Origin of the sequence: Dactylosporangium sp. NPDC050688, from assembly GCF_040654515.1 — a bacterium.
Classification (GTDB): domain Bacteria; phylum Actinomycetota; class Actinomycetes; order Mycobacteriales; family Micromonosporaceae; genus Dactylosporangium.
Map to the genome: position 1 here is coordinate 1 of NZ_JBFAIC010000131.1, position 12190 is coordinate 12190.

Here is a 12190-nt window from a genome sequence, read left to right on the forward strand (position 1 = left end):
GATCGACCAACTGCTGAAGCTCGACGATCCCGACCATCCTCTTGCTGGCACGGTCGGCGACCTCCGGTACCACGGACGCTGCACCTGCACAGAGATCTGCAACAACCTGCTGACCGCGCCAACCGGCTCGGCGGGGCCGTACCTTGCCCAACTCGAACGAGATGGTGTCGACGTTATTTGGCTCAGCCTGGACCCAACGTGCACGACCGTTGTCGACATTGAGGTACTCGACCAGCCGGTCTCGACGTCAACCCGGGGGCGGACGGGTAGTTGGCCTGCTCACAGCCGACCAACAATGCTTGATCACGTACCCGCTCATGCCGCAGACAAGGCGCGCCCTGTCCCCATCAACCCGTTACCGTGCGTAGTGATACCCCGGCAACGACACGCGAGCCGGTCCTTGTAGAGGGGTGGCGCCCACACTCGCGTACATCGAGAGAGGTGAGATCTCGGTGGTGCCGAAACTCAGCGACATCTGGTGCGGAACTCATGAACAAAGCCAGGATCACGTTGCCGACAACGGACGCGGCTGCGGCAAGTGCGGTGAGGCGCCACATCGTCGGCCGGTCTCGTATGCGGGCCAGGACGGCGACCGCGGCAACGCCGAGGACCAGCTGTATCAGCGACGGGACGAGCTTGGCCAGGCTGAACGGGTCCAGCGGCGCGTCCCAGACGGAGCTGTAGACGAGCGGGATGCTGATCGCCTCCCCGGAGTGGTTGTATGCCAATGCGGGCGCTGGTCGACGGACTGGGTGTTACCGGTCGAACGGGTGTGGGTGCAGTGGGCAGCCGAGGGTCGGGCCAGCGGGGTCCGTGACGCGCTGGCGGTCGACGAAGACGACACGGTCCAGGATGGTTGAGGAGCCGTCGGGCGGCGGCGTGCGCGATCCGGGGGCGAGGACAGTTGGTTCCCGGTACAGGGTTTCGGTGAGGAGTAGTCCGGTACCGGCGTCGAAGGTCAGGACGCGGCGTACCGGCTTGACGGATGCGTAGCGGTAGAGCGGATCGCGTTCGACGCCGACGGCGCTGACGCTGATTGCGGGCCGGCCGGTGTCGTCCCGGACACCGGTCTGGACGTGCAGGCCGGGGTGGCGGGCGAGGACCCGCAGGGTCGTCTGGCGTTGCCGGAGGGTGGGCACGTGTACCTGGGCGAGCCAGCTGATGCGAAACAGCAGGTACAGGTCGGCGGTGTCGCCGCGAAGCGGCCGGAACGGGTTGGTGAGGAGGAACCGGTCCAGGGCGGCCGGGTCGTCGGGCGGCACGTCGAACCACGCCGGGTTGTCGTCACGGAAGTCGATGAAGTCTTCCAACGCCTGATCGCAGACCGGCGTTCCGGCAGCCTCCCGCAGGCGCCGGGTCCAGTGTTGTCCGCCCGGGCCGGCCCATGCCTGCAGCCGCGCGTAGGTCATCGGCGAGCCGCCTTTGGTCTCGTACGGGTCGCCGCCGACACGGAATTCGATGTAGTCGATCTGGCCGATGTCCTGGTCGACGGGTGCCGGTTGCAGCCGGCCGGCGATCGCGGCGAGTTCGGCGCTGGGCACACTGACGTCCTGCACCGTCACCTGGGCAACCGCCCGGGCACCTGGCTGGATGGGCGGTGTTGCGGCTGTCGTGGTGACGGCCGCGGGGTGCAGCGCCGCGCTCGCCGTGAGGATCGCGACAGCGAGGACACTGGTCGCGTCCGCAGGCAACCACCCGGCCCGCGGGAGCACGATTTCTCGTCTGCGGTGAACGGCTGGCTGGGCGAGTAGCGGCGTGGTCGGGTGGGCAAGGGCCGGCACGGTCGGTTTTTCCTTTCGATGGATGACGAGGCGTCTGGGGCGTCTGGTTCGGCTGCGGACGGCGATCAGACCAGGTCGTCCACGACGATGCGATGGTGCGAGGGGTTCCTGTGCTCGTCGCGGGTGGTCGGTGCGTCGCCGCGGTGAACACACCCGGTGGTGCCGGTCGAGGGGTCGTGGCTGCGCGGCCGGCAGCAGCACTGCCCCGTCGGCCCGTTTGGCCGGGTGGAAGCGCCGCACGCCGATGCGGACCAATGGGCGGGTGTGGTCCAGCAGTGGCGTGGCGGCGGGACGGTCGCAGGCGCGCAGCGACGCGGTGACGGTGACGGTGACCAGCATGCCGAGACCGCCGGGTCCACGCCGCGCAGCCGCGTCCAGTCGTGCCAGGCTCGCCATGTGCCTGCCCCATCGTGTCCGGGGGTCAGCGCCGGTCTCGCGGGTCCATCTGATGGAGCGCTCGCACTGGAGCGGTGCGGGCTGATACGCCGTGATGATGGGTGGGTCGCCGGTCGGCAAGGGTTGCCCGCCGACCGGCGACCCGGCCTGCTGTGGTGCCGGCCTACTGCTGTGCTGTGACCGGCCTTATCGAAGGGTTTTCGGTTTGAGCAGGTCGATACGGGTCTGGGCGGCGGAGTCCGGGACCGTCGGCGCGCAGGTGCAGGGCTGGGGTTGCCGGTTGCGGATGGTGGTCCACACCCAGATCCGTACCCGGATCGAGGTCAGGTCGGTGTAGACCGTCGGCTCCGAGCAGGGCCGCTCGGTGCTGGTCTCCCGGCTGGCGATGCCCGCCTGTACCCAGCGCGGACTCGTCCCCACCGCGGGGTTGATGGTCTTCCGGACGGCTGGGCTGCCGGAGTCGCCGTAGCAGGCGCCGCCGCCGACGCAGGTTTCGCCGGCGCTGATGAACCCGCCGCCGCATGCCGCGGCGGGCAGCCGGACGGTGTCGCGTTCCTGCAGCAGGGCCGGTGGACCCGCCGTCGGCGGGAAGTCCGTGAGGCCCCACCCAAGCAGCCGGACGGGGTCGCCGACGCCGGCCGGCAGGTCATCGAGGGGCATGAGCGGCGCCTGGACCGGCTGCGACAGTTCGATCAGGGCGTAGTCGGACACCGGTGCGGGCCAGTTCGCGGCCCAGGCCCAGCCCGGCGGCAGGAAGACCCTCCGGCCGGTGACCTGCTGCCCGCCGCTGCCGCGGTCGTTGCTGCCGACCCGCACGGTGATGTTGCCGGCCGGTACCGCGACGGGTTGGGGGGCGGCCGCGTCGTCGCTGACGCAGTGTGCGGCAGTCAGGACCACGTCCGGCTGGATCAGAGCGCCACCGCACAGGGCGGTGCCCGCACCGGGGTAGAAGGTCTGCACGACGGTGGTGCCGGGGTAGGACTGGGTGGCGTCCTGCCCGCCGACGATCGCCGCGGCCGGGCCGGCTGCGGCGGCGACGGTGCCGGCGAGCGTGACCGCCACGATCATCGACCTTGCGAGGCTTCTCAAGACAGCGCCTTTCTGGGTTGGGGTTGGGTTATGCGGCCCGGCACGATGCCGGGTTGTCTGCAGGCGCCGGGCAGTGCGGCGGGCTTCGCGATCCCCGGCGCGGACGGCGGTGTTCAGCCGCTGGTACCCGGCCTGGCCGGGCGCGGGATGGCCGAGCGGCGGGTACCGTGTGCGCCGGGCCGTGCCGATGGCCGGTTGAACGCCTGGACTGCGCCAACGGCGGGGCCGACGCCGGTCACCAGGCTGGAACAGTCCACCGGGTGGCGCCGGCCGTTGAGCTGCGCCGTGCCGGGCCGGCCGTGGCACAGCCGCACGTACCAGCGCCAGCCGTGGCGCAGCCGGTCGCCGATCGCCGTGTGCCTGGTCGGCAGCAGCACCCATATCGACCCGGCCCGAACCAACCCGTCCTGGACTGTGCGGCCGTCGCGGAACAGGGCGGAAGCCCGGACCGCGAGCAGGCCGGCAAACATCAGCACGGCGAGCGTCAGCGTGGTGAGCGCCGCGGCCCGTGGCCATGCTGGGCGGGCGCACCGCCGACCCGGTTGTGGGCGCCGACGCGGCGTTCTCGCCATAGCGGTAGGTCCTTCCGATACCGCAGCGGGGTGCATATAGAGGGTTTGACGAGTGCGCTGGCAGGCACCCCGGCACCCGCTGTCGCCGGCCGCTGCGGCATCGGGAGCCGCCGTGGCCGACGCGGCACCGGCGGCGGGATGCGTTGCCGCGCTTGCCGCCAGCACGGCAACCCAGATCGCGCCGGTGCCGCGCGCCCTGCAACCCGGCAGCCGGGTGCGGCCCGAGCGCCGCGCAGCGCCTGCCGTAGCCGCCATGGCCGTCGCGGCCGGTCTGCCCGAAGCCGGGTCGCGGATCACCGCGCCTGCGTGCACATGAACGTCGCGGTGCTGGGCGGTCGCGGTCACCGCAGCCGTCCGGGTTTGCGGGCGACAAGGCCGTAGCAGCTGACGTCGGCGTGGCTGGGGCGGTCGGTGTCGGTCCGCTGGTCGTCGCGCCAGGCAGCCACGGACACGATCCCGGGTTCGACGAGGTCCAGGCCGGCGGCCAGGTCGGTGATGTGGTCGCGGCTGCGGGGTGTGTATGGGGCGGCGTCGCCTGCGGTGAGGCCGGGCAGGGCGGCGCGCTGGTCGTCGGTCCAGGTGTCGGCGGTGCCGTGGCTGAGCACAAGGTGGCTGCCCGTGGCGAGCGGGTGCAGCAGCTGCGCCACGAGCTCGTGCGGGCGGTCGTGGTCAGGCAGGAAGTGCAGGACAGCGACGAGCAGCAACCCGACGGGTCTACTCAGGTCCAGGGTGGCGGCCAGGGTGGCGCTGGTGAGGATGCTGGCCGGGTCACGGACGTCGGCGTGGAGGTAGTCGGTGTGGCCGTGCGGGTCGCCGGTGAGCAGCGCGCGGGCGTGGGAGCCGACGATGGGGTCGTTGTCGACGTACAGGACCCGGGCGGTCGGGTCGACCTGCTGGGCGATGTCGTGGACGTTGACCGGGCCGGGCAGGCCGGCGCCGACGTCGAGGAACTGGCTGATGCCGTGCTGGGCGAGGAACCTCACGGCGCGCAGCAGGAACCCGCGGTTCTCGACCGCGGCGATGCGGACACTCGGGTAGGCGCGTGCGATCGCGTCGCCGGAGACCCGGTCGGCCTCGAAGTGGTCCTTTCCGCCGAGCCAGTAGTTGTAGCGGCGGGCAGGGTGCGGCACCGACGTGTCGATGTGCGGTGCGGCATCGGCATGGATATCGGCGCGGTGCGGGGGCGGGGTGCGTTTGTCGGTCACGGGTTCGGGCCTTTCACGGCCGACGCGGACGCCGCCGCGGTTGCGGCGGTCGCGGTGGTGGGGGTCTCGGTGGAGCCGTTGCGACGTTCGGTGCCGGCGGCCGGTGACGTCGCCGCCGCGGTCGCGGGGCCGGGTGCGGTCAGGTGCCGCCGGTGAGCAGCGACGGCGCCCGCTACGACAGCAAGGACGGTCAGCACGAGCAGCACCGCCGCCAACAGCACAACGGCCGCTGGCATGACTCTGATCGAGCGGGCCTGACCACACATCGGCGAAGCTCGGTCCGCAAGGCTGCACGCCACGGCGCTGCGGTCGTCGCACCAATCGGTGGCGCCACCCGCGGTGGCCGCGCCGACCAGGTCAGTCAGGTCGTTGCGGAACAGATCGCTGCTCGTCGCGGTCGGCGTGACCAGCTCTCGCAGCGGGTACCCAGCGGTGATCTCGATGCAGGTCTCGGCGCACAGCCGCGCCATGTCGGAACCTGCGGTGACGAGATGGAACGGCGGCACGGTGCGGTGATCGCCGGGCGTGGCCATCTGGTCTCCTCCGCGGGTCAGGGGGCAGGGGTCAGGGGGCAGGGGGCAGTTGTCGGGTGTGTGCGGTAGGGGCGGGGCGGCCGCAGCCTTGGGAGGCGCGAGACCGGGCCACCCCGCGGAGACGGCAGCCACCTTCGGCGGTGGAGGTGCGCCGCCGCCCGTCCAGTACCTCCCGAGGGCTGCCCGACCTGCGAACAGGAGCAGTGGCCAGGTGCGGAGCCTGGCGTGCAGTTCGGCCGGGCACTGGCCGGCGGCATCGGCTGGCCATTGCCGACGTGCGCGCCGACGTAGACCGGGTGCGCTCACCCGTAGACGGATATGGCCGCCTCGGCGACGAGCTCATCGGTGGCGTCGAGGACCTCCCGCACCGCCGGATACTGCTGCCCGACACGGTGGACCATGCCGGTGAGCAGCGCCGGGATGTCGTGGTCGGACTCGTCCAGGTACAGCTCGGAGACGAGGTCCAGTGCGCGGACCAGGCCGCCGAGCGCGTCGGTCTGCCAGTCGGGGTCGGTGAACCCGGTCAGGACGCTGCGCAGCCTGCCTCGGACCCGGGGTATGACCCGGTCGTCGGTCGGCGGGTACGTGCGGACCTTCGTGCCGACGAGGCGCCGGCGGACGGCTTCACGGACCAGGTCCCCGGCGAGGAGCCCGTCGCGGGTGCGTTCGTACGCGGCGACGGCGAGCTGCCGCAGCGCGTCGCGCAGCATCAGCGGTGGACGGTCGGCGTCGTGCGCGAACGGTGGGGTGCGGTGGGCGTGCAGGACCCGCAGCGCCCAGTCGGCGACCGGGTCGCCGGTCAACTGCCGCGTGCGGACCAGCAGCTGACCGTAGACGACCTGCACATGCGCGGTCGGCGCGGCCAGGTCCGCCAGGACCGCCCCAGCCAACGCCACGGACAGTGCCCGCTGATGGGCGAGCGGCTCGCCGGCGTCGTTGTGGGCCAGGAAGTACAGCTCCACCCGCAACGGCTGCCGGACCGTCGGCGGCGGGTCGCCGAACGCGTGGATCATCGTCGCTCACCGCATCATCCCGCAGGAGGAGTCCCCGGACCATCCGCGAGTGACCACGCGGGCGAGGTCGCGGAGGCGCTGGTGGGTGCCGTGGTAGCCGGTCGCGCCGTGCAGGACGGTGGTGTCGATCGCGGCGTGCATCGTGTACTGCGGGTCGCACACGTTGCCGGGTGCGGCACGACCGGCCTGGGACACGAGCTGGTAGGCGTCGAGCAGGTCGAGGCCGGTCAGCTGCGCGGTCCAGGTGATCAGGTCGCGTTGGCTGATCCGGTACGCGTCCTCGAGGGGTCGGGCCGCGCCGATCGAGATGAGCTGGTGGTCGGTCTCGATGCGTGGGCAGGGTGTGTGGACGCCTTTGAGGACGTCGACAGCGACGGTGACGTGCATGGCGGTTTCCACCGCGACCCCGCACGCCTCACCCTGGCCTTGCCGGGCGTGGCCGTCGCCGAGGCTGAACATCGCCCCGGGCACGTGCACCGGCAGGTACAGCGTCGTCCCGGCCCGCAGCTCGGGGGTGTCGAGGTTCCCGCCATGCGCCGCGACGTCGATGCTGGCCCGGACCTCACCGCCGGCCGGGGCGACACCGACGGTGCCCAGCATCGGATCCAGGGGCAACTCCACCGCGTAGTCGCTGCGGCGGGCCCGGTAGCGGACCACACCGGCGGTGTTGTCGATGTCGTACCGCCAGACGACCTCCGGCAGCGGCGGGTGCAGCATCGCCGTGGCGTGGGTGGCGGTGAGGGCGCCGAAGTGCGGGAACGTCGCCGACATACCCCAGTCGCGGGCCGGGCGGATCTCCACAAAGTGCAGGGCGAGGGTGTCGCCCGGTTCGGCACCGGGGACCAGGAACGGGCCGGTGACCGGGTTGAACTGCTGACACACCTTCGACGGCAGGTCATCCACCGACAGGACCGCGCCGGTGAAGCAGTCCTCGGTGCTGGTGCACAGCACCTGACCGGGCCGCACCTCCGCGATCGGGTACCGGCCGCCGAACTGATAGGTGAGGTCCGGTTCGGTCATCACATACTCGACGACCTGCAGCGCACCGCTCCCGCCCGCGGTGTGCATGTCGGTGTTCGTGCTGGTGTTCATGCTGGTGTTCATGCCGCGTCCCTGGATGCCGGCGCCGACGCGGACAGGGTCGGCATGCCGGACAGCGTCGGGCGGCGACCCGCCGCGTACAGGCCGGCCAGGACGACGACACCGACACCGAGCCAGATCAGCGCGAGGCGCTGCGCGGCGACGTTGGCGTTGATCACCACGTACGTGAGGATCGCGAATCCGGCCGCCGGTAGCAGCAGATGCGACCACAGGTTCCTCGACTTGTTGCGGATCAGGTAGTGCCACACGACGGCGACGTGCAGGACCAGGAACGCGCACAACCCGCCGAAGTTGATCAGGCTGGAGAGCAGGGCGATGCCGTCGGACCGCCATGCCATGTACAGGCCGATCACCACCGACAGCAGCGCGGTGAGGATGATCGCGTTGGCCGGTACGCCGTGCTTGATCGACACCTTGCGCAGGAAGCTCGGCAACTGCCGGTCCCTGGCCATCGCGAACAGCAACCTGGACGTGGCGACCTGCGCCACCATCGAGTTCGCCACACCCCACGCCACCGCCGTCGCCACCGCGGTCAGCGTCGCCAGCCATGGCCCGCCTGCGACCCGGGCCGCGTCGTAGAACGCCACCCCGTCCGGATCCCCATTCGCCAGCAGCCCGTCCCGGTCCGGGACGAGCAGCGCCGCCGCCCACGTCTGCGCGATAAACAGCAGCCCAGCCAGGGCCAGCGCTGCGTACATGGCGCGGCCGATCTGCGCGGCGCCGCCACGGTTCTCCTCCGACAGCATGCTGATGCCGTCAAAACCGAGGAACGACAGCACCGCCACCGCCACCGCACCGGCCACCACCGCACCGGTGAACGTGCCCGGGTTGAACACCGGCGACCACACCGACCCGTGCCCCTTACCTTCCAACAACGCCATCCCGGCCGTCGCCAGGAAGATGACCAGCACGACCGCTTCGCCGGCGAGCATGACCATCGTCACGCGGGACGTCATCCGGATCCCGCGCACGTTGACGACCGAGTTGAACACCACGAACCCGACCAGCCACGCCCACACCGGCACCGCCGGGACGGTGGCGTGCATCGCCACCGACGCGATCAGATACAGCAGACTCGGCACGAGCAGGTAATCGAGGAGGATCGCCCACCCGGCCAGGAACCCGACCGGCGCCCCGATCCCCCGGCCCGCGTAGTTGTAGACACTGCCGGCCAAGGGGAAGGCTTTGACCATCTGCGCGTACGACGCCGCCGTGAACAGCATCGCCACCATCCCCACCACGTACGCGAGGGCGACCATGCCACCGGAGGCGGCGTACACGGACCCGAAGATGCCGAACGGGGCGATCGGCACCATGAACACGAGGCCGTACACGACCAGGTCCCGGAACCCGAGCGTCCGCCGCAACTCCGGCCGATACCCGCCACTCCCCTGCTCCGGTACCCCACCCGCCGGAACCGGCAGCCGCTGTGTCGTACTCACGTCGTCGTCCTCCCAATCGATTTCGTGAACCCCCGGCCAGCCGCCAGCGGGCATGACCCATCCGCGCGTCACCGCCTGACGCGCCAATTCCTTGCCTCGTTACGTGAACGGTGGAATCTGGTCGCCGCCCCAGCCCACGCAGCGACAGCGACCAGAAGCCTCTACACCCGCCAGACAAACTCCAGCTCATCCGGCGACCCACCGACACGGACCTGCACGAACAGGCCCTCGAACACCAGCCGCAGCCGCTCCGGCGGCACACCCGTCACCAGATCCACCGACTCCGCCTCGACCCGATCCCGCGCGAGCCGCTCGACCAGCCCGGCGTCGACCGCCGCCCGGCGGCAGCCACACCCGAACACATAGGCACGGCCACCGGCGGTCTCGTACGACGGCTGCAACCGTCGGTCGCAGTTGTCACACACCAACAGCGACGCAAGGCTGAACCCCGGCGCTGGAGGGCACCTGCCGGGCAGCTCAGAGCTACCGGCAGACGCTCGCCACGAGCGCCTGCTCTCAGACTCCAGCGCGGCCTGCAGCAAGCCCTTACCTCGCACGAACTCTCCTCCGCCTCCACTTCAACAGACTTCTTTCAGCAGCGCATGGCCTGTCCTGCACCATTCGGCAGCTCGCATCGCAGCGCTAATTGTGGCGGCGATCGAGCGATTTCCTGAACGCAATGCATCATTGACGACAAACGCGAGCGATGCCCACGACCAATAGCGCATGATCGACATCTAGCCAGATTAGCCGCGCGCTGGAAGGATCCCGCCCGACATATTGATCATGCGCAAGTTGTCATACCGCAGCAAGCGGCAGTCGTGGACAATTCGGTCCAGGTGACGGCACACCGCACCATCCATGCGCGACTGCGCCCTCTCGCCTGCCGCTTCCGATGAAACCGGGGCGACAGGAATGCCTCGCTACATATCGCGCAGGAATAGTCCATCGACGCCCTACACGCGAGGGAATCGTGAACAAATCCGACCAGTTGATCATTCCAGACTCGGGATACTGCCGATATGATCGGTGCATCATGTACATCAACACAGCGTAAGGAAGTTGCATGTCGTCATCGGCTGGCCGTCGCTGCGCTCGGTGCCGGTCCCCACGTGCCTCTGACAACACCAGTGAGTTCTGCGCATCCTGCGAACCACTGATCGACGAGCTGCGCAGACGTCCACCGGCGGTTCCGCTAACATTCTGGAGCCATCCGGCTATCGAGGAAGCAGCGCGTCGGCAGCACATGGGAAACATCATCGCTGCATACCGCCGCCATCCTCACCACGGCGCCCCAATCTCCCAGGAGATCGCCGGGCAATGGGCGGGCATGTCTCAGGCACAGATCAGCCGCATGGAGACAGGTAAACCAGAGCTGCACATCGATCGCCTGCGTTTCTGGGTTCGACTGCTCGATATCCCACCGCATCTGCTCTGGTTCGAGAGTGCACCCGTCTCGCCTGCCCCAGTCACCAATCCGGATGCCCACCTGGGTGCTGCCCCACACGAGACGACAACCCTTACCACTGATGTCCGTAGTAAGACACGGATCCTCGACGACGGTTTGATATTCGACTCCGTCGAAACCATCGACCATCGGCGGCGCCTTGCTGTGGACACGGACATCGACGAAGTAGTGTTGTCCCACGTCGACGCCGAGATACGCACCGTCATCGACACTTACGAACAGCGGCCGCCGTTACAACTCGCCCGCCACGTTCGCGGACTACGCGCCCGGGTGCAAAGCTTGCTGAACAAGCGGCAGTTGCCACGGCAGCGCGAGCGACTGTATGCGGCTGCTGCACTCCTCTCCGGCATTCACGGTGTGCTCGCCCTGGATGTAGGGCGGTTCACGGTAGCGGGTCACTACGGCGCCGAGGCGTTCGCTTTCGCTGAGGCAGTACAGCAACCTGATCTGCATGCCTGGGTGCGGGCAAGTCAGAGCCTAATCGCCTACTACTCAGGGCAGTACTACGATGCACTGGCATTCGCCCGCGATGGATACGCTCGCTCACCTCGCGGACCGCAGGCCGTTCGCCTCGCGATCAACGGTGAGGCCCGTGCCCATGCGCGTCTGGGCGATGTCTGGGGCGTCGACGATGCCGTCGGGCGTGGCCTTGCAGCACTGCAAGCACGCAGCAGCGATGCGGTCAGTCCGAGCCTTGCCCTGGAACCGTATTGCGAGGCTCGTGCGGCTGCAAACGCAGCAACCGCCTACCTGCTTCTGGGCCGACACGAAGACGCCAGGACTCACGCACAGCTGTCCTTGGCCGCGTTCGACCGCGCTGAGCTGCATGGACCCCGTGCGCTCAGCCGGCTTGACCTGGCAACTGCTGAACTCCAGCGGCCGAGCAAAGAGGTCGACCTGGAGTATGCGTGCGCTGTCGCAGTTGAGGCGCTGACGTTGACGTCCGGTCACGCTTTCGAATCCGTGACACAGCGAACCGGTGAGTTCCTCGTCGGCGCGAGACCATGGTCAGGCCACATCGCTGTGCGGCGGGTGGCAGGCCTCCTCGAGCAACGGGGCCGTCGAGCGTTGCCAGCCATACCATCTAGGCCATGACATCTCCAGAACGAGATAGCTTTGACGAGCGTTGGCGCGCCTACCGCGAGCTTCTGACCTTGCGCAACCATTGGTACTGGCGACCGGGTTGGAACGCAGATCGGCAGTTCTACACCTGGCACATCACCTTCGCCGGCGAAGAACAGCTCACCGAACTCGTGACCACTGCTCAGGAGCACCTCCGGCTACCCGGTCTGGACCTTGTCCCGCTCGAAGGGCTGCACCTCACTACGCAGGGCGTCGGCTTCACCGACGAGGTGTCTGCGGATGACCTTGCTGCGATCATCACCGCCGTCACTCGCCAATGCGCCGGACTCCAACCATTCTCTCTGAACCTGGGACCACTTGACCCGGACGCTGAAGGCGTCGGCCTTTTAATCCAGCCCTGGGAACCGGTCAATGAGGTGATCTCAGCAAGAATTGCTGAGGTAGCGGTGCTCGAAGTGGGTGAGGACGAGTGCCGCCCTGACGAATTCGCTGATTCTGGTTGGGCCG

Annotated in this window: 12 protein-coding genes and 1 pseudogene; 3 read left to right on the forward strand and 10 right to left on the reverse strand. The window is 69.2% G+C overall.

The annotated features are described in order from the left end of the window. Positions 1-755: 755 nt before the first annotated feature. The 3 genes from AB0H83_RS50535 to AB0H83_RS50545 form a co-directional block, all read right to left on the reverse strand. Positions 756-1562: a hypothetical protein gene (locus tag AB0H83_RS50535; RefSeq protein WP_360110782.1), complete on the reverse strand. Its 807-nt coding sequence runs from the start codon at positions 1560-1562 to the stop codon at positions 756-758. Positions 1563-2363: 801 nt separating this feature from the next. Then, entirely contained in the window at positions 2364-3266 is a 903-nt protein-coding gene (locus AB0H83_RS50540) for a trypsin-like serine protease (RefSeq protein ID WP_360110785.1), read from the reverse strand. Positions 3267-3379: 113 nt separating this feature from the next. Next, on the reverse strand, positions 3380-3742 hold the full coding sequence (locus AB0H83_RS50545; protein ID WP_360110788.1) for a hypothetical protein: 363 nt from the start codon (positions 3740-3742) through the stop codon (positions 3380-3382). 208 nt (positions 3743-3950) lie between these two features. Between AB0H83_RS50545 and AB0H83_RS50550 the strand changes: the two genes are divergently transcribed. Continuing rightward, entirely contained in the window at positions 3951-4154 is a 204-nt protein-coding gene (locus AB0H83_RS50550; RefSeq protein ID WP_360110790.1) for a hypothetical protein, read from the forward strand. A 25-nt stretch (positions 4155-4179) separates the two neighbouring features. Here the strand turns inward: AB0H83_RS50550 and AB0H83_RS50555 are convergent, their stop codons facing one another. The 7 genes from AB0H83_RS50555 to AB0H83_RS50585 all read right to left on the reverse strand — a co-directional run bounded on the left by AB0H83_RS50555 (position 4180) and on the right by AB0H83_RS50585 (position 9869). Continuing rightward, positions 4180-5043 carry an SAM-dependent methyltransferase gene (locus tag AB0H83_RS50555; protein WP_360110793.1) on the reverse strand — a complete coding sequence of 288 codons (864 nt, stop codon included), beginning with the start codon at positions 5041-5043 and terminating at the stop codon, positions 4180-4182. After that, positions 5040-5576 carry a hypothetical protein gene (locus tag AB0H83_RS50560; protein WP_360110796.1) on the reverse strand — a complete coding sequence of 179 codons (537 nt, stop codon included), beginning with the start codon at positions 5574-5576 and terminating at the stop codon, positions 5040-5042. The genes AB0H83_RS50555 and AB0H83_RS50560 overlap by 4 nt, the downstream gene beginning before the upstream one ends. Positions 5577-5878: 302 nt before the next feature. Continuing rightward, positions 5879-6589 (reverse strand): GPP34 family phosphoprotein, encoded by a 711-nt coding sequence (locus tag AB0H83_RS50565; RefSeq protein WP_360110799.1) that lies wholly within the window; start codon positions 6587-6589, stop codon positions 5879-5881. 6 nt (positions 6590-6595) lie between these two features. Beyond that, complete coding sequence (locus tag AB0H83_RS50570; RefSeq protein WP_360110814.1) at positions 6596-7609, reverse strand: acetamidase/formamidase family protein; 1014 nt, start codon at positions 7607-7609, stop codon at positions 6596-6598. A gap of 80 nt (positions 7610-7689) precedes the next feature. Further along, positions 7690-9132, reverse strand: coding sequence for an APC family permease (locus AB0H83_RS50575; RefSeq protein ID WP_360110802.1), 1443 nt, complete (start codon positions 9130-9132; stop codon positions 7690-7692). A gap of 161 nt (positions 9133-9293) precedes the next feature. Further along, positions 9294-9533 carry a hypothetical protein gene (locus AB0H83_RS50580; RefSeq protein WP_360110805.1) on the reverse strand — a complete coding sequence of 80 codons (240 nt, stop codon included), beginning with the start codon at positions 9531-9533 and terminating at the stop codon, positions 9294-9296. Between the two features lie 177 nt (positions 9534-9710). Continuing rightward, positions 9711-9869, reverse strand: a complete 159-nt coding sequence (locus tag AB0H83_RS50585) for a hypothetical protein (protein WP_360110808.1) — start codon at positions 9867-9869, stop codon at positions 9711-9713. 509 nt (positions 9870-10378) lie between these two features. Here AB0H83_RS50585 and AB0H83_RS50590 point away from each other — a divergent pair. Together AB0H83_RS50590 and AB0H83_RS50595 are read left to right on the forward strand one after the other, a co-directional pair. After that, a complete protein-coding gene (locus tag AB0H83_RS50590) occupies positions 10379-11695 on the forward strand; it encodes a helix-turn-helix transcriptional regulator (RefSeq protein WP_360110811.1) in 1317 nt (438 codons plus the stop codon). After that, positions 11692-12190, forward strand: a pseudogene (locus AB0H83_RS50595) (hypothetical protein); the annotation flags it as partial. The gene AB0H83_RS50590 and the pseudogene AB0H83_RS50595, both read left to right, overlap by 4 nt.